We start from the raw sequence: 25,307 nt of genomic DNA, 5'->3' as shown, positions 1-25,307 counted from the left end.
ACGGGTCCCCAAAAGACTTTAGAATCAATTTTGAAAAAATTACAAGCATATGATTATTAATAATTTTATTTTTAAAAAATCAATTAAGGTCCGCCAGCGGCTTATTATTTACGCTTTTTAAATGCACAAAGAGATGACAAAAAAGGCACACACTTATTCGTGTTTTCAATGCTGTGATAATGACCCTAAAGTGCAATCCTTTCATTTACCCCGCCAGGACGCGTCTATTCTTTGGATTATTTTTTTCTCGCCATCGTAAACTTTTACCTTGAGAGGCCGATAAGAGTCCTGAACTACTTTCGTATTTTAAGGAAAATATGCATGGCTACTATCAGTAACCTCGGGATAGGTTCTGCAGGACTCGGGGATTTATATAATCAGTTGGAAGCGGCAGAGAAAACCAAGCTGACGACGATTACTTCCCAGCAATCAACGTATAACGCACAGCTAAGTGCTTACGGCAAGCTGCAGAGCGCCATGACATCGCTGCAGACTGCGACCGCTGCACTGGGTAAAGCAACCACCTGGAACTCAACGTCCGTTAGCAGCACCAACACGGCCTTTACTGCCACCACAACGGCTGACGCGTCCGTGGGTTCCTTTGTTGTCAACGTCAACCAGGTTGCGAAAGCGCAGGCACTCACTACCGGCTCCTATGCTAACAACACGGACCTGCTGGGCGATACGACAGGTACAACGCGTAAAATCACCATCACCCAGCCGGGTACCACAACGCCTTTAGAGGTCACCCTGGCAGATGGCGATACGTCGCTGGCCGGGATCGCGAGCGCCATTAATAAAGCGAACGGCAACGTCACCGCCAGCGTCATTAAAGCGAAAGACGGTGATTACCGCCTGATGCTGTCATCAAAAACCACCGGTACCGATGGTGCGATGACGGTAAGCGTTACCGGCGACGCCAAGCTGCAAAGCGCCATTGGCTACGATTCAACCACCAAAACGGGCGCGCTGACGGTGAATACCGCCGCACAGAACGCGATTGTGGTGGTGAACAACATCTCGATCGAGCGCCAGTCAAATACCATTACCGATGCGCTGCCTGGGGTCACCTTCAGCGTGAAAGCGCAAAGCACGGCAGACGAAACCCTTGAGGTTTCACGCGCAACGGATGCGAACCAGAAGGCGATCACGGACTGGGTCACAGCGTATAACTCGCTGCAGTCTACCATTAACAGCCTGACGAAGTATGTTCCGGTCGATGCAGGCTCCGGCAGCCAGTCTACCAGCAACGGCGCGCTGGTCGGTGATGCGAACGTGCGTGGGGTTCAGTCTCAGCTGCGCGGCCTGCTGACCGAAGTGCAGACCGGCTCCATTCAGATCATGGCCCAGTTGGGGATTACCCAGGACCCGGTGAAAGGCGCGGACGGTACCGTCGGTAACCTGAAAGTCGACACCGATAAGCTGAAAAAAGCGCTGACCGACAACCCGAACGCTGTACAGCAGTATTTTGTCGGTGACGGAAAGAAAACCGGTATGGCGACCCAGATGAACAACACGCTGACCACCATGCTCAGCACCAGTACCGGCAGCGCCGGGGTGATCCAGAACGCGAAAGACGGGATCAACAAAACGCTGAAAACGCTGGGCGAACGTTACGATGCCATGGATGCTCAAATTGAAGCCACCATGGCACGTTACAAAACCCAGTTCACCAGTCTGGACGTATTAGTCACCAAAATGACCAGTACAGCCAACTACCTGACCCAACAGTTCTCACAAAAGTAGTCGTAGCCTTCAGGAGTGGATATGTATAAGACCTCTGGTGTTCAATCCTATCAGCAGATAGGAGTCGAAAGCGCAGTCATGAATGCCAGTCCACACCAGCTGATTGTCATGTTGTTCGACGGGGCGCATAGCGCCCTTGTTCGCGCGCGTTTGTTCATGGAAGCCGGACAAATTCGCGAAAAAGGCGAAGCCTTATCCAAAGCCATCAACATCATCGACAACGGTTTAAAAGCAGGACTGAACATGGAGGTTGAGAGCGAGTTGTCCGGTAACCTTGCCTCCTTGTACGAATATATGGTTCGACGTTTGTTACTGGCGAATGTCAGTAATGACGTAGACGCAATTGTTGAAGTCGAGGGTTTATTAAACAACATTGCGGATGCGTGGAAGCAAATCGGCCCCAATGCGTCCTCTATATCAGGATAATTTTTGATGAATAATCCCAGCGCAGCGCTTAGCCACTGGCAGGCGCTACATGCTCAGAGCATTGCTATGCTAAATCTCGCACATTCTGGTCAATGGGATGCGCTTATCGAGCAGGAAATGCATTACGTTCAACTGGTGGAAAAGATTTCGCAAACGCCCATCATGTCATGCCCTCCGGCTCAGGTTGAGCAAGCGCGTGCGCTGCTGGAAATGATCCTTGAAAATGAGAATGCGCTAAAGGCACTGTTGAAAGTCCGCATGGACGAACTGCGCAGTCTGATTGATCAAACCGGTAAACAGCAATCCATCACTTCTACCTATGGAAAGCTGTCAGGGAATATTCTTTATCCAGAAAGTTTTACCCGCGACACACAACTATGATTTCTTCATCCATACTCCAGAAGTCTGCCAACCGGCTTCTGGAGCAAGGATGATGAAAAACCCCACCCTGTTACAATGTTTTCACTGGTATTACCCTGCTGGCGGTGAATTGTGGCGAGAGGTCACGGCGTTAGCTCCCAATCTTAACGAAATCGGCATCAACATGATCTGGCTGCCGCCCGCCTATAAAGGTGCGTCCGGCGGGTATTCTGTTGGCTATGACTCTTACGACCTGTTCGATCTCGGCGAGTTTGACCAGAAAGGCAGTATTGCCACGAAATACGGCGACAAAGCGCAGCTGCTGGAGGCCATTAACGCCCTCAAAAGCAACGACATTGCCGTGCTGCTGGACGTGGTGGTCAACCACAAAATGGGTGCCGATGAGAAAGAATCTGTCCGCGTTCAGCGTGTGAATGAACAGGACCGCACGCAAATCGATGACGAGGTCATCGAGTGTGAAGCCTGGACCCGCTATACCTTCCCTGCCCGCGCCGGGCAATATTCCCAGTTTATCTGGGACTACAAATGCTTCAGCGGCGTCGACCACATTGAAAACCCCGATGAAGACGGCATCTTTAAAATCGTCAACGACTACACCGGCGAAGGCTGGAACGATCAGGTTGATGATGAGATGGGTAATTTCGATTACCTGATGGGCGAAAATATCGACTTTCGCAATCACGCCGTGACCGAGGAGATCAAATACTGGGCCCGCTGGGTCATGGAACAGACGCGCTGCGACGGTTTTCGTCTGGACGCCGTTAAGCATATTCCCGCCTGGTTTTACAAAGAGTGGATTGAGCACGTCCAGGAGGTCGCCGACCAGCCGCTGTTTATCGTGGCGGAATACTGGTCCCACGAGGTGGATAAACTTCAGGCCTATATTGACCAGGTCGAAGGCAAAACCATGCTGTTTGATGCCCCCCTGCAGATGAAATTCCACGAGGCGTCACGTCAGGGTCGGGATTACGACATGAGCCAAATCTTCACCGGTACCCTGGTGGAAGCCGATCCATTTCATGCGGTCACCCTCGTCGCGAACCATGACACCCAGCCTCTGCAGGCGCTCGAAGCGCCGGTCGAAGCCTGGTTCAAGCCGCTGGCCTACGCGCTGATCCTGCTGCGGGAAAATGGCGTGCCGAGCGTCTTTTATCCGGACCTCTTCGGCGCCAGCTATGACGACACGGGAGGAGACGGAGAAACGTACCATATTGATATGCCGGTCATTGAGCAGCTTCACGAGCTGATCCTCGCGCGTCAGCGTTTTGCCCACGGCGTGCAGACGCTGTTTTTCGACCATCCTAACTGCATTGCCTTCAGCCGCAGCGGTACGGATGACGATCCCGGCTGCGTGGTGGTGATGTCAAACGGGGACGACGGTGAAAAAGTGATTTGTCTTGGGGAAAACTACGGCAACAAAACGTGGCGGGATTTTCTCGGCAATCGCGAAGAAACCATCACTACGGCGGCGGATGGCGAAGGCACTTTTACCTGTAATGGGGGGAGCGTCAGCATTTGGGTAATAGAGGATGCGCTGTAGAAACAATGCCGGGTGGCGCTGACGCTTACCCGGCCTACGGGACGGTACATTTGTAGGCCGGGTCAGGCGAAGCCGCCACCCGGCAAAAAAACGGCTACGGAAGCTTACTCGCCAGCGGATTCTTGCTCAGGTAATCGGCGCATTCAACCGTTGGGCGATCGACCTTCTGCAGCTCCAGCCCGTCGTACTCAAGCGTCAAGCCATCGCGCTCCAGCGGATAGATATCGAGCTTACGCGTCACGTTGTAATAACTGTCTGAACGCAGCATGATTTTACCCGGCACGGCAATCACGCGCTGCCACTGACGGCAGTCCAGCGTATCGCCCTCCTCCGTCACCACCAGCGTGGCAATCGCATTCGGGCTGACCATGTTGCTCTGCGGCCCTTTCGACTGCCAGTACCCCGCCAGATGCGCCGGGACAGGATGCTTAATCACGTCGTTATAGTTATCGACCTGAACGCACCCGGTCAGTGCCAGCAGCGCGCCAGCAATTGCTATTTTTTTCATCATCTTTCCTGCAATCGAAGAAAAAAATATTGTGGCATTAAAGCGCTGCGGCTGCCAGCGAAGATCGACAGGTCTTAAACCTGCATCCCCATCACATGAGCATACATTTTTCATAATCGACAAAGATCGTCCAAGAGCGCACTAAATAACAGATGGTTAGAGTCGTCTAAAACGTCAGTCGTCTAAGTTCACCTTAGAGCGAGTGCTGTTTTATGTCCCATCCATGCCCCACCGTAAAACTTTGCGTAGCTTCTTCCAGTTTCGCAACGCCTCTCTTTAGCGCCACGCTGACTTCCATCATCATGTCACTGTTCAAAATCATAACGTTTCGGTGCGCACCTGTTTTTTCTCCCTACCCTATACTTTCAGTCTGACTGACTGGAGGTTTCTATGTGTGGAGGTTTTGTAAAAAACCCGCCGAAGCGGGTTTTAAGGTGGCTGCGATTTTTGAAACTTAGTTAATTACGAATTCAGCTTTAGCCCCACGGAAGGAGATAGTTTTATTACCAGCCCGGCGGCAAGCGTCAGAGATGGCTTTCATGCCATACTCAACATTTGCAAGGTGGCCGCGCATGGCAACGATTTCTGCTTTTGGTGCAGAAACATCACATCCAGCTTCTTCCAGGATATTTATCAGGCGAATGGCCGATGATGTTGAGTTGTCTCCGCACAGCATTGGCATGGTTACGTCTAACGCCGGTGCACATAACGATTTCCCGAACCCCAGATTGCCACTGCGAACAACCGGATTATTTTCGATCCACCACTGGAGGGGAAGATTTATGTCCAGTTTTGGCATTGGAAGCTCCAGCTGCTTACCCAGGAACTCCCCCTCCAAGGCCATACGGTGAACATACTCTACAGCCATCGGGATTTGCTCAAGATCGAGCTCATCAATACTTTCAATGTTAAACCTCTGATGGACAATGTTATATGCATCGTCATAGCGGAGTCCTTTCCTGCCTACCAGGAGATTAACTGCGTCACGCAGCGGGGTGCGTTCGTTTACGGTGGTTCTGTGGCGTGGATTAACTGCTACACCTTTCGTCCAGTACTCGTAAAGAACGTCGTCGCATTCTTCCTGATAACGAGCCACTTTATCGCGCAGTTCAGGGCGAACCTTACCGACGTTGATCGTGTGGAGCCAGCCAGGTAGTTTCCTCAGGCTTAAGCAAACGACTTCTCGACGCTGTTTATCGCCAGGAAGCTGCATTGTGATCATCGCAACGGAGGTATTAAACCTTTGTTTAATCTTGGTAAATTGAGAGGCCCAATCAAGCCCCATGCCCTCAACCACGGGACGCATCGGTACTTGTGCGGTACCTTCATAATTTACAACATAAAGGGTGTCACCATGGAAAGGCACATTGATAGTCGATACTGCGGTTGCTATACTTTTCATATCAGTAGTCTCGCGATTGACTGGTAAAATTGAAGCTCTAGAGGTTGCCGCCTCTGGAGCTTCGTCTTTTCTACTGGATGACAACATCACCCTTCTCCTCAAGCTTCATCAATAATTCCATTCGGTAAGCAATCTCTGCCTGAATGGAACGATGGCAACGCTTGGCGGACTCTCGAATATGAGAATCCAGTTTCTCGACAAATCGGACCTGACGTGGCTTGATCGCGGAAATATTTTCGGACATCATGAACTCCTCTTTTTTCTCTACATAAAAACTCATATGAACTTGTAGAGATATTAATATGAATTCTTCATATGTCAACATCTCTTTTATGGTGAAATTGTGAACTTTGACGCCCAATTTAATGAAAGGGTATCCACGCTGAGGAGGTCCTTGGGGCTCACTCAAACGGAACTCGCCAAACAGGTTGGTATTGTTCAGCGGCAAATTGCTGCGTATGAGGGTGGCGAATCGAAACCAAGAGACGCTGTCTTGCTGCGTCTGGCATCTGCTTTGGGGACTACCGCTGGATGGTTAGCCTCCGGAGACGGGCAAGAACCAAATCTCAAAAATTTCATACCATACACTTCAGTTCGCCAACTTCCCCTTGTAACTATGGGGGCGTTCGCTAATAGGTTGGAAGAAGTCTTAAAATCGACCACTACATTTCATCCTTGCAGTGTTGCTGTTAGCGAAAGTGCTTTTGCGATGAAAATTGCAGGGGAATCTATGATCGGTTCGGGTGGATTTAGCTTCCCGGATGGCTGTATTGTTATCTTTGACCCTCAAGTGGAGCCGATGCAGGGTAGCTTTGTGCTTTACGGGTATGAAGAAGAAATGACCTTTAAGCAATATTTCTCAGATCTGTTCCAAGTGACACTTAAGGCGTTGAATAAAAATTATAGCGATCTCGTACTGAACAAAGGAAATGGCACGATATTAGCTACTGCGGTCTATGCAGAAGTAAACCTGATTCAAAGCCATGCGCTCTTATATGGTGTTTATCAGCAAGTAGTAACGAAAGCGGATTACCCGCCACTTAAACCAACCTAATTGTTAAAGAGCGCCTGCTGGAGTGATTAAAGCGTCTGTTAGTGCTGAAAGATAGAGCCACAATTGCAGAAATTACCTGTCAGGTAATTTGAATAGGTATGAAGATGTAGCGATCGCACAAAATGCAAAAAGCCCACCAGAGTAGCAGTTGGAGGAAATGTTTGAAGAATCCGAGATGTGGTTAGTTTCAGAGTTCCCGACTGTTCGACAGGTTGGGCTGTAAATCTTGTTCGGGTAATATTTCCGACATTTCCTCGGGCATGAACACTGAGCAATCAACCGCCGCTCATTCTTGCATACAATGGGTGGCGGTTTTCTCAGCTTCCAGACTGCAACGCTTTGACCTGTTTCTTTAAATCTTCAATTTGCTCCATTAAAGCCAAAATCGCTTCATGGTGTAGTGCTGCGGCAACTCCGTAGGTATCTGGGCTTAAGACCTTTTCCACAACGGTACCATCGTCCAGAGTACGGTCACCACCCTCGAAAACGAATTCAGGAAATACTTCCTGCACATCCTGTGCGACAAACCCAATACCAGGAGCAATGTCGTCGAGACGCTTCCATGTGACCCCGCGAAGCTTAACCATTTTCCCCAACGGGTCCTGAATTCTCTCGATATCATATTTAAGGCGTCCGTCTGAGTTTGGCACCCATGCCCCAGGAGCAGTTGCCGAACCATTACCATCAAAGTTGAAGGCCGCTGCAACCCCTACCGCCCCGGAGGCTGTAAAGGTAGCAACGCTTAATTCAGCGTATGAACTTGAATTACCCCAAACATATCTCGCCTGTAAACTCGCAGCTGCACGCTCCTGGTTTGCAATCCGGAAAGATGAGCGCATTGAACCGCCAAACACTAATGTGCCAGTAGACGGAGAACCAGCCTGGTTTATGAAAGATGCGGTGTTACCCGTGATGTTAAGGGAGGATGTAAGCGCGCCACCGGTTTTACCATCTATGGTTGTCAGGCGAGAATCATCACCGGCGGCCACCGTTCCCGCCGCTGTGCCGACGTTCCTGGTGGCGCTGTTTCCTAAGTTGGATAGTTTATCGGACAGATATTTCCATGACGGGCCGGTGAAGGTAGTGCCGTCTGGCAGCTTCACTGTGATGTTTCCAGCTGCGCTGTAAACCTGCTGCCAGTTCTGTTTGTCGTAGTTCAGACCCCGCAGCGCTTCAGCACTTTGGGCCACCAGCGCGGCCGTTACCATGTTGAGAGCCACGCGAGGAACGGCTGACCAGGCAGCGCCGGATTGCGTTGGCCCGGTAAAGTTGCTGACTAGCGTCAGTTGGGTATTACTGTCGACTGTTTTCACCGGCAGCGTGTAGGGCACACCGCCCACAGTCGAAACAATGAAATCACCTGCGGCGAGTTCGGTTGCGAATGAGGTTCCGGAACCGCCAACAACAGCGGACCCGTTTGTCAGGGTGATAGTTCCTGCCGACATAAAAGACTCCTGAATTCAGATAATAAAAAACCCGCCGAAGCGGGTTGTCAGTAAATTGCATCAATGACGGGGATGGTGAGATTTGTCAGTCTTCGCCCCACTACGCTGTACTGAGATGTCCATGAAGCAGCATTTCTTCCCCTCCCGGCACGCACCAGATTACCGCTGCGGATCAGACCAGCCCATTTCAGATAATCCCATCCTGTGTAAACCTCGCTGTTATAGCCATATCGACCGAGCAGTATCATTCCCTCACCAATATCAGTATTTGACCAAGACGGCGAATAGGTCTGGTTCCGGTAGACAAACGGCCTGCGCGTGGTGGAGAACACACAAACACCGCCTTTGATGATATTCAGCCCCCTTCCCGGTGTCGGGCTTACGCCACTGGCAAAAATCGCGATCTGCATGGTGACGGTCGCGGCCTGATCAAGGCCAGCATGATCTACCGTTGCTAGAATGTTTGAGCCGTCAAACTCGATGGTGACGTTATCGGCACTCCATTTGGCAAATACCATGTAGCGATCACGTGAGATATTTGTCGTCGGAGTCGCCCAGCTCCCGGTGAAAGTGATGGTGCCGCGCCAGACGCAGTAGCCCGACATTGTGGCGTCAGTGATTGAGAGGAAATCAGTGCTGTCCTGAATCAGCAGCCCTCTCCCGGATGATGCCGGGAGTATTTGCCAGATAGACGCGTCAAATGTTTTTGCGCGCCCCCAGTTATCACTCCACCAGGTATTCATGGTGATGGTGTTACCTGATACGGTAAATCCATCCAGCATGCCGATAGTGGGAATGAGGTTTGTACCCCGGTTAAGTTTGTAAACCGTATTACGCGGGATAACAACGATCTGGCTGCCATCCACCCGCTGATTAATGGTGTACTGGTTAACATCCCATGCTTCGCTGACGTTCTGGCAAAACGAAGGGCAGCGGAGCCCGGCAGTTATTTCCATTGCTGGGCCGCCGTCGTCGTAGGTAATACGTAATCCTTTTGGCATTGTCACCACTCTCCAAGAACAATCAGGTTCCCACCACCGAGATCAATTCTTACGCCCCTTCCGTCAATGGTGACGCCGTTGCCATTCCCGGTGAACGCAAAATTACCGCTGGCGGCATACAGCGCGCCGTGCATCTCACAGTTCCCTGATTTATCTATATTCCAGCCTGCGCCGCCGGGACCAGCGACATAGTTTGAAGATCTGATGTAATTTCCAATCTTCGCGTTCGTAATGCTGCCGTCCTGAATAAAGGCATCACGGATGAACACCTGGCCGTTATAGACAAAAAATGCTGCCTGGTAATTTCCCGGATCACTTCCCGAGTAGATACCAAACTGGTCAGCAGCAAAGACCACTGTGGATTTGTAAGACCCGCCAGATGGCTCAATAGACATCCCGAAACCAGTGTTGTACTTTACCCCACTTCTGACTATCCCAAGGTTGAGCGTATAGGATGCCTTTCCTGTCCCATCACTGTTTACCTCTGCCGTCAATTTCTGGTTAACCGCAGCCGTCAGACTGCCCTCTGGTCCGATTGATGCCTGAACATAGGTTGACAGGTCAGCGAGTCCCTGCTCGGCTGTAGCAACGGTTGTTTTAACCTCTAGGATGTCAGCACGAACTTCGCCATACTGAGCCCATTGGTGTTCCACGGTTCCGTGGTTTGCCAGCGTATTTGACATGATACCTTCCAGATTAGTATCAACACCCTCCTGAACATTTTTAAACGCATCTGACTCTCGTATTTGCTCATCAATAAGCTCTATCATTCCTGGAATATCAGATGACGCCTGCCCAGATGCCTCAACAAATTCAGATACCCCAAAAGCATTCCTGGTACGAACATAAACGTAATATGTTTTATCAGCCTGTAGACCATGAAGGGTCCACTGGTTAGAGCGCCCAAGGAACTGAGTCTGGTCTTCAATGTCTGCCGGATTGACGACCTGATTTTGTCCGGAGTACCAGAATTCAAACGAGGTGTCTGTCGTTGCCGTAATGCGCATAACAGGAACCAGATCAGCAGAAAACAGGCCAGGCGTCCAGATAATGCTGGATGGTGCAGGTGGCGCACCGATAATCATACTGATCTGCGTTTCAACACCTTTCATCCCGTTTTCATTGCGGCCACGAACACCCAGCGTGTAGCTACCGGCGGCCAGCCCATAAAACTCATACCGGAACTGGTCGGTTTCGTACTGAGAAACCACTTTCTCATCAGCCGAATAGACATACAATTCGAAAAACAGCTTTTTGGTCGTCGTGGCTGTTTCCCAGGTTGCCGTGACCTGTACTGTTTCCGAATTGGTGTTAATAATCCGCAGGTTTTCAACGTTCGGAACGCGGTAGCCATTAAGCGTGTCGTTAGGAATTTCGAACACTGCGCCTTCATCCACAATGGCCTGTTTATTCGGATCATGCTGTGACGCAGTAATACTGTATACGGAATTGCTTTCTGTCTCTGCGACGCTGAGGATACGAAATAACCGAGTTGAGACGTTGCTGGTAGAGATAGCAAACACTGTTCCATCACGCACCCATGATGGAGTCGTCTTCAGGGTTACCACGTTGTTAGCAACGCCATCAATGACGTACTTCACGAATTTACCGTTGCTCCCCATGATAGACATGATATCGCCGCCAGCTATAAGCGATGATTCGACAGCATCAACGGTAATTTTATTGCCTGAATGTGACATAATTCTGCCGCCGAGCCGCGCGCCAGCATAGTTATTGTCCATGATTTCAACTATGTCACCGGGCGTGAAATGAATGGCATCTCGGGCCATCTGGAATGTTAATCGACTGCTCTCACGCTTTGCAGTTTCCAGTAGCCACTTCCCTGCTCGCCATGCCTGCCCGCGAGAGGTACACCCGAAAGCCTCAAGGGTAGTCTCGTTGTAATTTCCACGTGCAATCATGTCGTCATCGGATACGTACTCTTTTACCTGCTCCCAACCGTTATCCGGGTCGGTCCATGACACCACCACTGCATTGTATTTCTCAGAGCGCTTCACAGAGCTTCGCTTGAAGTTGCCATCAACCACGTTAGCATTCGTGATTGTCGCAATCGGATCTTGTGGCGCGTCCAGCATGACAGACAGGCGCATACCGTCCCACAATGCAATTCCACGGAACATGCTCGCTATCTTGTCGAGAATGTCTCTCGCACTAGCCTGCTCTGTGATGTAGGCGTTTAGCGTCATGCGTGGTTCTTTTCCGCCGTACCCATCGTCAACAAGCTGATCGCAATACTGAGACAGCGCATACAGTGCACCGTCATCCACATCTATGTAGCCGGCACGTTTAGCCAGTCCGAAACGGGAATTCTTTGCCAGCTCTCTGAACAACCAGGCCGGGTTATTGGTCCATGCCTGCTTGAAGCCACCTGTCCACAGCCCTGAGTAAGTGCGGGCTATAGGGTCATAATTGTCTGGTACGGATACAATCAGCCCGCGCAGATGGTAAGTGCGGCTTGGAGTATCAGTGTACTGGTCGCGATCGATTACTGCTCCAGCGATGGCTGAAAATGGATAGCTCAGATTGTCGTCGGTGATTTCACTGTAGCTATTCCAGGTAGTGCCGTTGGACAGCAAATCGCTGCTGCTGTCCGGTGTAATGCGGCGAACGCGAATATCAAACGGCTTGATATCCGGAGCATCAATAAGATGGGCCTCAAGATATTCGCCTGATATCTTCCCGGTGATGGTCACGGTCTTTTCAATAACCCAGCCTGAAGCGCCAGTTCTGCTCTCCAACACCAGAGTGACGGACGTGTTTTTCTGATTGCCTTTGGTGTCCTGCTCGACCAGTCCGGTCACACCAACGTTAAACCGCACCCGGGTAACGCCCTGATCGGTTATGGTGCGAACCAGCGGAGTATCATAGGTTACTTCGGTGTTTACGATGGTGGTCGCTTCAATAGCAGAGAAGCCATTGATGGGAGATTGCGTTTCAGAGCCCGGACGCCATGCGACACTGACACCATTTACGCTGACACTGCCTGTCGCGTCGGTCACAGGCGTCTTATTGAGCTTGAAAGATGAGAGGTGTTCCTGGTCTACGGGCCCGTAGATAGGCCCTTCGCTGATGAGGTCGAGCACCCGGTAAAATTGCTTTGATTTGAGGTTATCGTCGAGGAGTTTGGGGGTTGATGCTTTTCCGCCGCCTGAAGACATAATGCCACCTTAGCTAATAGATTCCGTCCAGTCCTGGTTGTTGCTTGTGTCGATACCGAGTGAAATTACGTTCGAACCGACCTCCATTTCTCCCAATAGGAGTGGCACCGCGCGGCCCTGGCCTACCCGGTTCTCAGCACTGGTAAAAGAGTTGTTTGTGAGCGTATTGGTCTCTGCGGCTTCTGCGGAGGTTTTGGTCTTCATGTTGCGTGACATGTAAACCGAGTAAGCTACCGATGCTACAGCCACTGCAAGCGCGACATATGCCGCAACAGTGCCGGTAATCGCCCCCTCGACTATCGGAACGAAAAGGACCACTGAGCCATCTTTAAGGTGGCGGTCCAGATGCCATTGCATCGCAGATGCCTCAACATCCTCGCTCGCCACCCGCACCCGCAGCTTTGTATTGAGAAAGGCTTTTTTAAATTCAAAATCCTGCGCTAGCAGAAGGCGCAACCCCTGCGCTGGCGTATCAACATTCAGGGATATCTGGCGGTAAAATCGGCGTAAATTGCCTGCAAATTTAAAGATGAGCACTGTTCGTGTCTCCAGATTGAGTGCGTCTGCTTGATGTATGCCGGGCGCATTTGTTCTCGTCTGCTGAGGTGTCCTGCATGGTCATGGTGAAGCACCAGGTTGTCATGAAGAAGAATCATTGAGTGGCATGGGTCGGCGCCCGGGAATGGCTGCCTGATAATGACGTCGCCCGGTTGTGCATCCTGCATGGACACCTGATAGAAGCCATTGACCTGCATATTGGCGAGATAGAGATTTTCTCCCCGCAACCACCATCCGTTAGTCCTCCCAAAGTCCGGCAGGTCGATGCCGCAAAGATGATATGCGTCCCGGAAAAGCGTGTAGCAATCCATAATGCCGTGGTCGAACCTGCGCCCCAGCAGGAGTGGCACAGGCCTGTATTTCCTGATCTCCCCGCCAGATGCCAGCCACCATGGTAGCGCCGTCATTACCTGCATCTGCCGGTCAGCACCAGAAAGCGCTGGCTGGCTTTGCGGATGCGAATGGAATACTGCGATAATCTCCCCTTCTTCCTCCGCTGCAAGCCAGTCGTCGTCACTTATGCGGAAGTGATGCCAGGGCTCTGGATGCACATTCCGACAGCGAAACACTCGCTCGTCGTTCAGGATTAGCGCGCACACTTCATCCTGCGACGATGCCGCATAATCGAGTAATTCTTGCATCAGGAGACCTTTTGAGAGCCGGGGAAACTGCTTATTGGCATTGGTTCAGGCCGTGGATAGCGGAACCGGCAACCAGTACGTCGATGTGAGCATTTGTCCTTCGCCGGGTCAGTGGTTTGCTTGTCGCGCTCGTCTGCAACAGGGGGGCCGTCATAGCCGCACCCAACACCCCGATACTGCCACTGACATACGTCTGCAAGGATAGTTCTGGCCGGGATGATGGCGTTATCGCAGTCAATCGGTGTCGCCAGCGTGTAGGTCACCTGCTCGAACGTCTCTTCCGTCATCTCTTCAACGACGTAGCGGGAAACCGCTTCCTGTGTCGGATCTGCGTCTGGGTTCCCGTTCGGGAAATTCACCGCATCCAGGTATTTCACAGGAACCTGTCGCCGGGTGATAACAACTCCCAGCATGTCATCAAAGTCATGGTTAATGCCCGTCAATAATCCGGTAACGTTCGCCACTGCCATTGACGGGCGGGCATACGTTCCTTCGTTCTTTGACTCGAATCCCTCCACCGCTATCGGATATGCCTGGTACTGGTTACCTTTCCAGATAACGTTGCCGTAGTAGCCGTTCGTTCCAGAATGGAAGCGGATAAGGTCGCCGCCGTATGGCTGCAGGTCTGCTTCAAAAAGGTCGATGAAAGCCCCGACTCCCGCATCGACACTATCGATAATTAAATTCACTGGTATGTCGCGCACGGCAAACTCCCATTTAAAAAGCCACCCTGGGGTGGCTTATCTTGGCACTTGTTCAAATGTGGCCGTTAGTTCGTATAGCGGCCCGGTCTTTGTCATGCTCCATGAGCGGCAAACAAACAGTTTTTGCACTCCAGTATCAGATGGCGTCCAGTAGAAAGACTGCACCGCCATACGTGCCTTGAGGAAAGCATCGGCAGCTTTCGCAGCATTAGGCCTTGAGCATTTCGCATCATCCACGCCTGTGAATGTCAGCGAGTATTTATCCATCAGAGGGTTAATGCCCTTCGTCTGGCGCTGCTCGTAGCCATCGCCTAGCTTGACGACTGCTACGTTAGGCGTTCGTTCGACGCTGTAGCCCTTCTGTGGGGGCCAGGTGAATGTTTCTGGCATGGTTGCTCCCAATAAAAAACCCGCCGGAGCGGGTTATGCAAATCTCGATGGCTGATTAGAAGCCAGAAACCAATTTTTTCAGTTGTTGCTTGGCATCCTCAATGGCCCGAGCCTCAATGTTCGACAATGAGGCATCTTTATCGAGAGGGAGTTTTACAAAGACACGAATGCCTTCGTGGCGAAGGTCGTAGTCCTTAAACTCAACCGTCACCAGAACACCCTGCCCATTCGCGTTATCGAAAGCTGTGATGTTGCCAACTTCTGTTTCCATTGCCATTTGCTTGGCTCCTGTTTTAGTTGTCACGAAAACCTTATCTCTTCGTCCTGGGCTGAATCATACCATTCGGGCGGTTGGCTTGATCGTTTATCTGAAACAACGCTACCTTCTTCATCATCCCTTCCATTTGCTTTATTGTGGCCTGGTCGATGCCGCCGGTAGTGTTGATTTCAAAGCTGATATGCTGGATGACACTACTGCCACCACCCCCGCCCTGCATGTCACGGTTGCTGATAACGCTCCCGTTATCGCCGGGAATCATGTACTGGCTACCGTTGCTGGCCTTAAATATCTCCGGCTTACCACCCTCACCCACGCGATACATGTTATTAGCGTTTACAGGACCACCGTGCTCACGCGCACCGGCAAGAGCCATTCCCTTTGCCGCCAACAATGACCCTGCGTATGCCGTTTGCCCAACCGCCGCTGCCGTCCCATATGTGGCAATTGAGGCACTAACAGCAGCAGGTGCCCATGCTGAAGCTGCTGCCGTAGCCTGTGCCATCGTGGATGCCAACGATGCAGCAGCAGCAGCCTGCCCCATCAGTTGGCTCTTGACCCATTGCATACCCATCTCAACCAGCGCGCCAACAACACTGCCAAGGATCGTCGTTCCAATGTTCGCAAACGCCTCCTGCAAGCTCTGGGTTCTATTAATAAGACCGGTGATGGCGTTCGTCGCACCGCTCTGGAAACCATCAACCGAAGCAGCCAACAGCTCATTTGCCTGGCTCTGGTTACGGAAAATCTCCCATTGGGCAGCGATGCGCGCCTGCTCATACTGCGTGTCAGTTGCAGCACGCAATGCCATGGCGTTCTGGTGAGTAATCAGTCCCTGCTGCTCGTATGCCTGAATAAGCGCGAGTTTCTTAGCGTTCTCGTTAGCCAACTGCTGAACAGGGTCAACTCCGCCGACAGCCTCCTGCTGTGGCGTTACGGCCTGATCAGCACGGATTTTCGCAAGGTTCGCCTGGTGGGTGGCTTCCAGTCTCTCGGATGTCTGATTGAACTGCTCCTGGCTTATTTTCTTCGCAGCCAGTGCGGTATTCAGATCCTCTACATCCTGTCTGTAGCTGGCATTCTCGCGTGCTTCAGGAAGAAGCTTCTCTGCTGCTGCTTGCGCCTTAATGGCGTTGGCAGTGTCCCATTTTTTTGCGGCGTACTGACCAGCCAGCGCGATCTGCTCTTTTGTCGCTCCTTTTCCGAGAGACTGCTGCGCATTCAAGATCGCCTGCTCGCGGCTCAGCTTATTGGTTGAGTAGGCGGCAAGTTCTGATTGCTGTTTCAGATTCGCCAACTTCTGGGCAATAGAATCAGCCTGGGAGGCTCCCTTCTTCTGCTCGGACTGAAGCGTCTTCTGCGCCTGCGTATTTTTGTACGTAGCGGCAGCGTCATCCTGCATCTTCTTAGCATGCGGATCATCCTTCGCAAAACCGGCATCTTCGGCTGCGTATTGAGCCTGCAACCGCGCGCGTGCTTCGCCCTGCAGCTTCGACAGCGCAAGGTTTCGCTCTGATTGCTGGATAAGGTTTTTCTGCCCTGCGGTGAGGTTATCTGTCGACTCTTTAAGTCTGTCCACCCTATAAGCCGCGTCAGCCGCAACACCAGCAAGCTGAATTATAGGGCTAAGAAGTTCAGTAATCGCTTGCTGCCCCTCTTTTGTTGAAGAGGTCATGCCCTGTAATTTAGTTGCCAGATCCTGAAGCGCTTGAGGTGATGGGTTCTTGCTTAAATCCGAGAGTTCCTTTGCAAGATCAAACGCGGCCTGATCGCTAATTCCAAGCTTTGATGCCAGTGCCCCGACGGTGTTTGTGATAGTAGAGCCGGTGGCATTCCATTCCATTCCTGCGGCGCTTATCTGCTTAAGAGCCTGGGCGTAATCGTTGGTAGTGATATTGAGGCTACCAAGCCGATCGTTAAAACCCTCTACTGAGGCATAACCACCAGACAATGCAGAAAGAGCTTTATCGCCAAATGAGATGAAGGAATCAGTGGCATCACTGATAGATTTCGGGATTTTGGCAATTGCCTGGTTGTATTCAAGCATCGCCTGGTTGCGCATTAAAGTAGCAACTTCAGCGTTAGTCTTCGCCAAGTAGGCATATTTGTCCGATAGCGCGGCCACACCATTTTGTGAAATGGTGATGACCTTATCCATTGCCTCAGCCGCATCTTTCAGCGCGTCCATCGCGTTCTTTCCGCCATTCAGCGAAGTGATTAGCACACCGGCAACCGCAGAACTTAACGCGATGATTGCACCAACAACCGCGCCACCTGGCCCAAAAGCGCCTGCCAGCTGAGAACCCTGCTGCGCAAATGCAACCAGGGCCGACTGGCCGCCTTGAACCTGCACGACAAAGTCCTGAACCTGATAGCCAGCCTGCTGCATGCTGTTTTTCCAGGAGCCGTGACTTTTAGAACCGTTGTCGACGCCAGTCTTCATGTCATACAGCTGACCAGTCAGTTGGCCGATCTTCTGCTTTTCTTCGTCGGTCGCTTTTGACCCGGCGCGCAGCTGGGCAGCCAGCACGGCAGCACTGCGCGCGCCATTCTCCTGCGCTTCATCCAGCACCGCCAACTGGTTACCCAGCGCCTCGATGATGGATTCGGCACGGCTGAATTCACTGCTAGCGCCGCCGGTACCGCTGCGGGCCTCTTCCATTGCGCGGGCAATTCCGCTCACGTTTGTGTTCAGCTTGCGCAGCTGGTTATCCATGGAGTTGGCATAACCGGCCAGTTCAGTAAAAGCGGATCCAGTTTGAGACGTACTCTGGTCGAGGTTATCCATTCCCTTGCCGGACTGCTGGGCTGCAGCATCCAGTTTATCCAGAGCATCAATGGCCTGTTTCCCGCCCTGCAGCAGCGGCTCAACGTCGGCGCTGATTTCATAAACGATGCTACCGGCGTTCTTCTCACCTGCCATGTCATTCTCCGGTTATTGCTTTGCTTTTGCCCTGCGCGCGGCCTGTTTAGCCAGGTACTCGTCGGCGATGCTGTCGTACTCTTCACGAGTGAAGCCTTTCTGGTCTGGGTATTTTGCCGCCAGCAGCATCTGGAATTCGGTCATCGTTAACTGAGATGCTTCGGCTCGGTTCATTTCAAAGTGGCTGCGCGCCGCGCTGATGTAGTCGAAGGCTTTAAATTCGTTCGTCCTCGCGCCGGTTTCGTGGCGCTGTAACTGCCGGACCTTGGCTTTGCCGACGACGCCGTGCTGCATGAGGTGCTGCGCCAGCACTATGATGTCGTTCTTCGGCATCTGGCCCGGGCGGTAGACGACGCAGTGTCGCCACCCCTTCCACTCGCCGATCATTGGCGTCAGGTCTTCCTCGCAGCATGCCTGCATCACCAGCATGCACGTTGATAACAGCTTCTCGGCAGCGCGGTTGAATGATGGAGATAGCCAGTCAGGAAAGCGCCCCAGCGTGCCAGCGCATACCTCAATCAACTGAGCAACGTCATTGCCGTGGATGATGGCGTACGCCTGCACAATCTCTTCCGGAGTGCCGATCCTCGTCATAGCCTCGAATGAAGGTCGCAACAGGTAGTCTTTCCCACCTTCGCGGCTGTCGCTGATCGAGAGTTCGCCAATATCGGTTAAAGCGGTCATAAGCCTTCCAGTAAACGGACATTATCAAGGGCAGCACGCTGCCCTTTGGAATGTCAGTTAGGTAACGGTAACCGTATGCACGGCCACAAAGTTGCCGTCTTCGGTGTTGATGATGATTTGTGCGCTGCCGGTGGCGACTCGCGTCACGGTCACGGTATTGCCGGAGGCGGTGGCCGTAGCCTTGGTCGCATCGGTAGTCGCTACAGTGAAGTCTTTGTTTGTTGCGCCAGTTGGTGCGACATTCACCGTGAAGGTGCTGGTACCGCCCGCCGTGCCGGTGCTGGTTGTCGGGGTCACGGTCACGCCAGTCACTGCTACAGCAGTCAGTTCGTTCACTTCGATGGTGGTTGCATCGCCGACTTTGAACTCGGTGGAGAACGTGACGATGTCGTTTGTACCGCCGTCAGAGCTCAGCGCCGTGATGTTCATATAGCCGATGAATTCGACCGGGCCGTAGTCCATGCGCACCCAGATCCCAGGCTGGCGCTTGGCCTTCAGCTCGTCAGCGAAATACTTGATGAATTTGCCGACACCGTACTGATCCAGCTTGTCCTTCTTACGTACCTCGCCTTCAAAGCTCAGCGTGAAGTCACTGTTGGTGATGATGGTCTCGACATAGCCGCCGCCGTCATCCGCATCAGAGGTAACCGAGTTCGGGTTGAAGTCGAAGCCCTTCGACGTACCAGCGGCCAGCGCCATCCACTCACCTTCGAGTGGTTTGACGTCCGGGCAGCCATCGGCGACTTCCAGCACGACCGCACCGCCGAACAGGCGCTCGTTCGAGTTCTGGCAATTAGCCATGTGAAACTCCTCTTTGACGTATAAAAGAAAACCCGCCGAAGCGGGTTATTTGGTTGTGGATGGCTATTCGCCGTAAGTGCAGGCGAACTGGAGCCGGAAGACTATTCGCCCTTCTTCTGTGAGCACCGGCGCGGGGATTGCGCCCATGTTCTGGATGTAGCCGACACACTCGTCAGCCATGGGGTTGGCCTGGACGTAATCGACGATGCGCTGCACGGCATTGAGTGCGTCTTTGCGCTTATCTTTTGCGCCCACGACGTCGACCAGGACGTGATACTCAGAGCCGAGGTCAGTCCGAATATTCGACCCGCCGTTTGGCCTGAACACCATGATCGCCTTCGACAGGTCGCCCGGGTCGTCGTACATCAACTGCTGCACCGTGAAGCCGGTCGTTAGCCCGGCGTCGCCGAACATGTTGCGCACCCGCTCGTGCATCATGGGTGTCATAGCGAAAGCTCCTTGCGCATCACCGCGTCAACGTTATCGCGTTCGTCATTCGCGCCTTTGGTCAGGAATTGCGGTTCGCCGTGCGGATCCCAATAGTTGCCCGTTCCGGTCCCGCCTCCGAACTGCTGCCCGGAACGGGTCGTACCAAAGTGCGCGCGCGGCTGTCCTTTCAGTTTTCCTGACGCCTCATGCACATAGGCGGCATAGTTGGCTGAGTAGCCTATGCGCCCGGTAATGAACACGCCGCCAGCGTCAATTTCCCGAAACTGGCTGTTAATCAGCGTGGAGGTGTCGATTGGGGTGTAATAGGCCGCCCGGGCACCGATAAGAATCATCGCCGACTGCAACGCGCGGATTACCTTGCGCCCCTTCACGTCGTTGATGACATCATTCAGGTGCTTCTTCGCTTGGCTGATGCCCTTCACTTTGATGCCCATGGTTTTCTCCAGATAATAAAAAACCTCGCCGGGGCGAGGCTTCTATCAGTTGAGTGTTTGTGTTTTTGATGAAGATGGTTATGAATAACGCTAAAAGGGTAACATCGCGCGCATTTCAGAATAAAAATCATGGAAAATTGGAATGTAGTCCAGAAACCATAACCCAAGTCCAATCATCGCAAAGCTCATTGCGAAGTGAAAAATCACACTAAACCAGTACTCCACTGGCTGCATGTTTTTTTGGATGTATTCTCTCCGCCTGGTCCCTTTGAATGTTTTAGTGTAAATCCCCCGCCTTACGTATGCGACAGCCTCCACTAAAGCAATCGGGCCGAACAGGAGCGAGCACCCTATTACCAGCCAGTAATCAAACCCCATCACACGCCATTCCGTTTAATGAATTTTGTCCATTATTACACAGGTTTATCAAATCCCAGTAATGACGGCATAATCATCCGCCAGGCGCTCGAACGTGTCGGCGTAGCGGATAACCTGCCGCACCTCATCGGCACCGGCCACAACTGGATCGGCTTCGGTCGATACGCCAATCAGCAGATAATCACCGGCGGCCGCCAGCGCAAACTCCGTCCAGACGGTATTTTTCACGACGATTTCAGCGCCCAGGCTGGCTAACTTTTTGCTGAGTCCGCCCTCATAATCACAGAGGATTTGCTCAGGTTCTGCATAGCCAAGCGGGTCGCCGTATTCGTCATTGCCTTCCAGCTTTCGCCAGATGGTTGCGGTGGCGGTGTAAGACCAGTTGGCAACGCTGCTCATAGAGTGAATACCTCCACCCTCTCAACGATTTTGAAATCATCAAGAGGCCGCATCGAGCCTGATTGACTGGCGAGGCGCCTAGCATCAGCCTGCTCCAGAAAGTCAAATTTGGCTTTCTCGTAAGTTTCAGCATGTCGGCCAATAAACTTAACTCCGGAGTCGTTTATCCAGATGAACAGCGACCAGTTGTCTTCGCACTTAAGGGCATGCACATCGTATCGTTCAGCCATCTTTCCACCTCAGCACCTTCGCGCCAGTCGCCCGGATGCGCGGGCAGTTGATGAACCACTCGCCGTCCGATTTAACGTAGCCAGTAGTCTCCCGCCCGGTGTCGGTCATCACCCAGACGCGTACGAATGAGCGCGGCAGGCCGTGCTTAACTGATTTGTACGTCATCACTTGCCCCCGCACATACAGCCGCCCTTACCGATCCAGATACCAGCAAATGCCGGGGCGGCGGTAGGATCGGCAGGAATTAGCGAGGTGGCGCAGCCGTACTTATCCAGCCCGCGCAGCAGGTTCACTGATGCTTTCCAGCGATCGGTGAATGACTGGTATCGGAACGAGCGCGACGCACCACTCGGAGCCGTCTGGCTGGAGATGTATTTATCCCCCTGCCCGAGCCCCATAAGCGCCAGCAGATAAAGCTGAATCAGCAGCGCGGTCGATGCCGGATAATGCGCATCAAGACACTCCTGGATGCTGTTGGCCTGGTCGACAAGAGCCTGAAGAACAAAATCGGGAATGGTAATTCCCTGGCTCTCCAGATACTCCTTTGCCTGTTCGAGAGTTACCATTATCGACTCCGTGAAATACCCCGCCGGAGCGGGGCATAAAAAAACCGCCTTAGCGGCGGCTGTTATTCTGCAGGGAAAAGCTTTTCGAGCTCACCATCCGGCAACAGCTCACTGAGCTTTTCAGCGCCAAGGTTGCCTTTAAACTCGATGCCGAGTTCAGTCAGACGAGCCCGGATAACCTCTTTGCGGGATTTCTCACCGGTACCGGCGTCAGGCGTAGACGGGGTAAGTTCTCCGCCTGCCTCACCATTCATGAGGCGGACGTTAGACTTCAGCGCCGGGTGAAGCTCTTTCAACTCCACCACCTGTCCTACCTTCACGCCGAACCATGGGCGCACAACTTCGTATTTAGCCATGCTGTTTCCTTAAGCCAGGTTAGCGCCGTAGACAACACCAGACAGGCCCTGATCGTCTGCGGTGATTTGCAGACCTTCAGCAGACATAATCTGGAAGTTGTAGTTAACGTTAGGCAGTGGACGCGGCAGCGGAACAACACCGACTGCCATACCAACCAGTGGAGAGATCACGTCACGGCGACGAACGTACGCGATAAACTCGTTACCGGACAGTGCGAAGCTCATGCGGATTTCTTTCACCGGCGCGAACGGCAGAACAGCCTGCAATACAGTGCCGCTTACAACGCCATTCACCACGTACGGCTGCGCCAGGTTCGCCCAGATTTCCGGAGAAACCCACATCACATCGTAAGCGGCGACCTTGTTCGTGCGTGCGGTGGTACCGAATGCGCCTTTACCGAAGAACGCAAAGATCGCAGTCATGTCGGCGGTGGTCAGGTCGATATTCGCGCCACCCGCACCAGAACCGAGGTTAATCTTCTTGGTGTTGCGGTGGTTCTTGATACCCTGCGCCGGATAGGACTGAACCTGAATTTTTGAATCGCCGTTCAGGTAGTAGTTAACGCGCTTCTGGTTGAACTTGCGCATCTTCGCCATCTGCGAATCCAGCACCAGATCAATGCCTACAGAGTTAAGACCAGCAGCATGACGCCAGTTAACACCGTAGCCAGCAGTGAATACCGGAATCGGATCACCGTCGCTCGCGTAGTCAGTGTGATCGAAGGAGAATGGCGCCTGACCATCGATGCTTACTGACACGTCGTCAGCGATGTCGCCAACCACGTTATACAGCTTGGCGGTCTTACCGACCGGCAGCACCGTCTGAACGCCGATCAGGTCGTTCACGATTTCCATACCGACTTCCTGATCGAGCAGCTGCAGCACCTGGTTGTCGATCTCAGCCCAGAAATCACGGGAGAACCCGCCAACGGCGTTACAGGCCAGCATGTCAGGCGTCATCATTGCGCGGTTAGCCGCGATGATGGAATCGTTCTGCAGGTTCCACATGTTGCGGTTTGCCCACAGTTCGCTCCAGTGCCCTCCTAGGCGGGAGTTAGACGCCAGCGTCTCTTTAGAGAAGTACATATGTGTTTGTCCTTTTGTTACGCGCCAGCTGCGGCGACAGTGCCAACGCGCATGCGCACGCGAATGAAGTCGGTGGTGCTGGCCGCGATGGTGTATTCATCCTGGCTGTAGCCGATCACTGAATCGGTGTCGGAGGTGGCAAGGGTGAACTGACCAGCCGTGCCCAGCTTGATAGGGCTGTCTTTCTTATACGCACCAGGCAGGCAACGTAACGCCAACTCACGCCCTTCTTCGACGTAGTTGCCAACAGCTGAATCACCGGCAGGGATTTCTTCAGTGATGGTCAGCCCCTGGTGGTAACCGACATCAATGATGTACAGGCGGCCGGTTAGCGCGGTGGCCTGAGCGAATTTATCGGAAGAGTTGATGGTTGCGGCGGTGCCCGGAAGCAGCGCGGCGGCCGTGGTGCGGGTTTCGGTCTTGTACAGAGACTGACCGTCGATATTAACGCGACGATAACGTGGCATTATTCCGGCTCCTTACTTGAAGTGTTCGTCAGCGGCAGGTGCGCCGGTTTCTTTGTGCTGCTGTGCATTGTTGGTGCCCAGCGGCGCAGCTTCGCCCAGCGATTTGAACATCGCGTCCAGAGCTTCGCCAGACAGCGCGTTAGCCACGATATCGCCATGAACCTTGGCAACCGCTTCGCGCTTTGTTTTCTCTTCGGCACGAGAGTTGGCGGTCAGGGTTTCAGCGAGTTGCTGCTGATTGGCCTGCAGCGCATCAACCTTCTCCGCGAGAGGCTTAATAGCCGCTTCCGTGTTGGTCGCAACAGCCTGGCCGATCATGCTGCCGATTTGTTCCAGTTCTTCTTTGGTTAAAGGCATGTCGCCCTCCGTTTTGTGGTTTGGTGCAGGCTGTTCCTGCGGTGTGAATAGTGCTTTGAATTTGTTAGCGACGACTGCCACCCACGACTCCTGACGCGCTACTGAGGTGCCGGTATCGTCGATAGTGATCTTCCCGCCATCAGCGGAATAACCGTAAACCTGCGCATCTCCGCCATTTCGCACGATAACCACCTGCGAGTCGGTGAAGTCAGCAATCCAGGCGTATTCTTCGGCACCCGCCGCAAACTTCGCTTTGGCTGCGCGATCGAGACGCTGCTCGCGCTCCCGGTAGGATTCGCCCACCAGCGCGCCGGAGTTTGCCTTAAGCGGCTGCGCCAGATCGGCATTGACCATCAGGCCAACACCTTGCTCAGGGGTGGCCGCTCCGACTTCGTGCAGAAGGATTGCGTCGTGGTCCATGCCGTGGATATCAGCTACCCACTCGGCACCCGTTGCGCGTTGTTGCTCGTTAGGCTCAAGTTGGTCGAGGAATGCGGCCACGCTAGTATGAATCGGCGGAACGTCTTCACCGCGCTCAATCGCAGCGACGCGTTCAAGCAGTTCCCTGCCACCTTCCGACTCGCTGGCGCGGGCCACATCAACCCACTTTTCGAGATAGATGCGATTACCGGACTTCTTAACGTTGCGGTTCCACGCGCCGATATGGCCTGCGTTAATCCCCTCTGGCGAGAAAGCAGACACGAACTGACCATTAACCTGAGGGTGGCCCAGCGGCGCCAGGGTGCCTTCCAGACCCTGATAGTGGGCGTCGATTTGTTCTTGCGTATACAACCCGCCATTCATGACGACGTTCGCCGGCAGCGTGTAGCTCGGCAGCACCAGGTGCTCGCGGCCGTTGTATGTTTCGCGCCGGATAGACTGGCTGTTCACCTTCGTGGTGATGTTTACCTGCATAGGCATAG

Annotated in this window: 29 protein-coding genes and 1 pseudogene; 6 read left to right on the top strand and 24 right to left on the bottom strand. The window is 52.9% G+C overall.

Annotation, left to right across the window (positions count from 1 at the left end; translation table 11 throughout):
• Positions 1 to 321 precede the first annotated feature (321 nt).
• From fliD to amyA, 4 genes are read left to right on the top strand one after another with little or no spacing between them, the layout of a single operon-like run.
• Complete coding sequence (fliD, locus tag P349_RS17515; protein WP_024909768.1) at positions 322 to 1,746, top strand: flagellar filament capping protein FliD; 1,425 nt, start codon at positions 322 to 324, stop codon at positions 1,744 to 1,746.
• Positions 1,747 to 1,767: 21 nt separating this feature from the next.
• Complete coding sequence (gene fliS, locus P349_RS17520; protein WP_023312296.1) at positions 1,768 to 2,172, top strand: flagellar export chaperone FliS; 405 nt, start codon at positions 1,768 to 1,770, stop codon at positions 2,170 to 2,172.
• 6 nt (positions 2,173 to 2,178) lie between these two features.
• Positions 2,179 to 2,553: a flagella biosynthesis regulatory protein FliT gene (gene fliT / locus P349_RS17525; RefSeq protein WP_024909767.1), complete on the top strand. Its 375-nt coding sequence runs from the start codon at positions 2,179 to 2,181 to the stop codon at positions 2,551 to 2,553.
• A gap of 52 nt (positions 2,554 to 2,605) precedes the next feature.
• Positions 2,606 to 4,093, top strand: coding sequence for an alpha-amylase (amyA, locus tag P349_RS17530; RefSeq protein WP_032646827.1), 1,488 nt, complete (start codon positions 2,606 to 2,608; stop codon positions 4,091 to 4,093).
• 94 nt (positions 4,094 to 4,187) lie between these two features.
• On the opposite strand, the gene yedD is transcribed toward amyA, so the two are convergent.
• The 3 genes from yedD to P349_RS26605 all read right to left on the bottom strand — a co-directional run bounded on the left by yedD (position 4,188) and on the right by P349_RS26605 (position 6,247).
• Complete coding sequence (gene yedD / locus P349_RS17535) at positions 4,188 to 4,601, bottom strand: lipoprotein YedD (RefSeq protein WP_024909765.1); 414 nt, start codon at positions 4,599 to 4,601, stop codon at positions 4,188 to 4,190.
• Between the two features lie 454 nt (positions 4,602 to 5,055).
• Positions 5,056 to 6,003, bottom strand: a complete 948-nt coding sequence (locus tag P349_RS17540; protein ID WP_032646830.1) for a phage antirepressor N-terminal domain-containing protein — start codon at positions 6,001 to 6,003, stop codon at positions 5,056 to 5,058.
• Between the two features lie 70 nt (positions 6,004 to 6,073).
• Positions 6,074 to 6,247 (bottom strand): hypothetical protein, encoded by a 174-nt coding sequence (locus P349_RS26605; protein WP_193745654.1) that lies wholly within the window; start codon positions 6,245 to 6,247, stop codon positions 6,074 to 6,076.
• Positions 6,248 to 6,346: 99 nt separating this feature from the next.
• Between P349_RS26605 and P349_RS24955 the strand changes: the two genes are divergently transcribed.
• Entirely contained in the window at positions 6,347 to 7,057 is a 711-nt protein-coding gene (locus P349_RS24955) for a LexA family protein (RefSeq protein WP_050597479.1), read from the top strand.
• A 148-nt stretch (positions 7,058 to 7,205) separates the two neighbouring features.
• Positions 7,206 to 7,280, top strand: a pseudogene (locus P349_RS26975) (DinI family protein); the annotation flags it as partial.
• A 94-nt stretch (positions 7,281 to 7,374) separates the two neighbouring features.
• Here the strand turns inward: P349_RS26975 and P349_RS25220 are convergent.
• The 21 genes from P349_RS25220 to P349_RS17650 form a co-directional block, all read right to left on the bottom strand.
• Positions 7,375 to 8,502: a tail fiber domain-containing protein gene (locus P349_RS25220; RefSeq protein WP_032646309.1), complete on the bottom strand. Its 1,128-nt coding sequence runs from the start codon at positions 8,500 to 8,502 to the stop codon at positions 7,375 to 7,377.
• Between the two features lie 47 nt (positions 8,503 to 8,549).
• On the bottom strand, positions 8,550 to 9,503 hold the full coding sequence (locus P349_RS17550; protein WP_032646310.1) for a DUF6453 family protein: 954 nt from the start codon (positions 9,501 to 9,503) through the stop codon (positions 8,550 to 8,552).
• A gap of 2 nt (positions 9,504 to 9,505) precedes the next feature.
• Positions 9,506 to 12,682, bottom strand: coding sequence for a host specificity protein J (locus P349_RS17555; RefSeq protein ID WP_032646312.1), 3,177 nt, complete (start codon positions 12,680 to 12,682; stop codon positions 9,506 to 9,508).
• A gap of 9 nt (positions 12,683 to 12,691) precedes the next feature.
• Positions 12,692 to 13,219, bottom strand: coding sequence for a tail assembly protein (locus P349_RS17560; RefSeq protein WP_032646313.1), 528 nt, complete (start codon positions 13,217 to 13,219; stop codon positions 12,692 to 12,694).
• Complete coding sequence (locus P349_RS17565) at positions 13,162 to 13,881, bottom strand: C40 family peptidase (protein ID WP_032646314.1); 720 nt, start codon at positions 13,879 to 13,881, stop codon at positions 13,162 to 13,164. The genes P349_RS17560 and P349_RS17565 overlap by 58 nt, the downstream gene beginning before the upstream one ends.
• Positions 13,881 to 14,585, bottom strand: a complete 705-nt coding sequence (locus P349_RS17570) for a phage minor tail protein L (RefSeq protein WP_032646316.1) — start codon at positions 14,583 to 14,585, stop codon at positions 13,881 to 13,883. Before P349_RS17570 ends, P349_RS17565 begins: the two co-directional genes overlap by 1 nt.
• A 36-nt stretch (positions 14,586 to 14,621) precedes the next feature.
• Positions 14,622 to 14,975, bottom strand: coding sequence for a phage tail protein (locus P349_RS17575; RefSeq protein WP_025913430.1), 354 nt, complete (start codon positions 14,973 to 14,975; stop codon positions 14,622 to 14,624).
• 55 nt (positions 14,976 to 15,030) lie between these two features.
• Positions 15,031 to 15,252, bottom strand: coding sequence for a hypothetical protein (locus P349_RS17580; RefSeq protein ID WP_032646317.1), 222 nt, complete (start codon positions 15,250 to 15,252; stop codon positions 15,031 to 15,033).
• Positions 15,253 to 15,286: 34 nt separating this feature from the next.
• Positions 15,287 to 18,175: a phage tail tape measure protein gene (locus P349_RS17585; protein ID WP_032646318.1), complete on the bottom strand. Its 2,889-nt coding sequence runs from the start codon at positions 18,173 to 18,175 to the stop codon at positions 15,287 to 15,289.
• A gap of 12 nt (positions 18,176 to 18,187) precedes the next feature.
• Positions 18,188 to 18,859: a DUF6246 family protein gene (locus tag P349_RS17590; protein WP_032646319.1), complete on the bottom strand. Its 672-nt coding sequence runs from the start codon at positions 18,857 to 18,859 to the stop codon at positions 18,188 to 18,190.
• Positions 18,860 to 18,916: 57 nt separating this feature from the next.
• Complete coding sequence (locus P349_RS17595; protein WP_032646321.1) at positions 18,917 to 19,660, bottom strand: Ig-like domain-containing protein; 744 nt, start codon at positions 19,658 to 19,660, stop codon at positions 18,917 to 18,919.
• 63 nt (positions 19,661 to 19,723) lie between these two features.
• Positions 19,724 to 20,107, bottom strand: coding sequence for a phage tail termination protein (locus P349_RS17600; protein ID WP_032608745.1), 384 nt, complete (start codon positions 20,105 to 20,107; stop codon positions 19,724 to 19,726).
• Positions 20,104 to 20,544, bottom strand: coding sequence for a hypothetical protein (locus tag P349_RS17605; RefSeq protein ID WP_032646322.1), 441 nt, complete (start codon positions 20,542 to 20,544; stop codon positions 20,104 to 20,106). Before P349_RS17605 ends, P349_RS17600 begins: the two co-directional genes overlap by 4 nt.
• A 426-nt stretch (positions 20,545 to 20,970) precedes the next feature.
• A complete protein-coding gene (locus tag P349_RS17615; RefSeq protein WP_032646324.1) occupies positions 20,971 to 21,321 on the bottom strand; it encodes a hypothetical protein in 351 nt (116 codons plus the stop codon).
• Positions 21,318 to 21,551 (bottom strand): hypothetical protein, encoded by a 234-nt coding sequence (locus P349_RS17620; protein WP_032646325.1) that lies wholly within the window; start codon positions 21,549 to 21,551, stop codon positions 21,318 to 21,320. The genes P349_RS17615 and P349_RS17620 overlap by 4 nt, the downstream gene beginning before the upstream one ends.
• The gene (locus tag P349_RS17625) at positions 21,544 to 21,717 is read right to left on the bottom strand and encodes a hypothetical protein (RefSeq protein WP_032646326.1); all 174 of its coding nucleotides are present in this window, start codon (positions 21,715 to 21,717) and stop codon (positions 21,544 to 21,546) included. The genes P349_RS17620 and P349_RS17625 overlap by 8 nt, the downstream gene beginning before the upstream one ends.
• Positions 21,717 to 22,118 (bottom strand): DUF7370 family protein, encoded by a 402-nt coding sequence (locus P349_RS17630; RefSeq protein WP_032646328.1) that lies wholly within the window; start codon positions 22,116 to 22,118, stop codon positions 21,717 to 21,719. Before P349_RS17630 ends, P349_RS17625 begins: the two co-directional genes overlap by 1 nt.
• 62 nt (positions 22,119 to 22,180) lie before the next feature.
• Complete coding sequence (locus P349_RS17635) at positions 22,181 to 22,474, bottom strand: hypothetical protein (protein WP_032646329.1); 294 nt, start codon at positions 22,472 to 22,474, stop codon at positions 22,181 to 22,183.
• A gap of 9 nt (positions 22,475 to 22,483) precedes the next feature.
• Positions 22,484 to 23,560: a major capsid protein gene (locus tag P349_RS17640; protein ID WP_032646330.1), complete on the bottom strand. Its 1,077-nt coding sequence runs from the start codon at positions 23,558 to 23,560 to the stop codon at positions 22,484 to 22,486.
• A gap of 17 nt (positions 23,561 to 23,577) precedes the next feature.
• The gene (locus P349_RS17645) at positions 23,578 to 24,027 is read right to left on the bottom strand and encodes a gp53 minor capsid family protein (protein WP_016245427.1); all 450 of its coding nucleotides are present in this window, start codon (positions 24,025 to 24,027) and stop codon (positions 23,578 to 23,580) included.
• Between the two features lie 12 nt (positions 24,028 to 24,039).
• Positions 24,040 to 25,305 (bottom strand): hypothetical protein, encoded by a 1,266-nt coding sequence (locus P349_RS17650; RefSeq protein WP_032646332.1) that lies wholly within the window; start codon positions 25,303 to 25,305, stop codon positions 24,040 to 24,042.
• Positions 25,306 to 25,307 lie beyond the last annotated feature (2 nt).

The sequence above is a fragment of the Enterobacter sp. DC4 genome, assembly GCF_000568095.1.
Classification (GTDB): domain Bacteria; phylum Pseudomonadota; class Gammaproteobacteria; order Enterobacterales; family Enterobacteriaceae; genus Enterobacter; species Enterobacter pseudoroggenkampii.
This window is presented reverse-complemented; position numbering and strand designations above follow the sequence as displayed.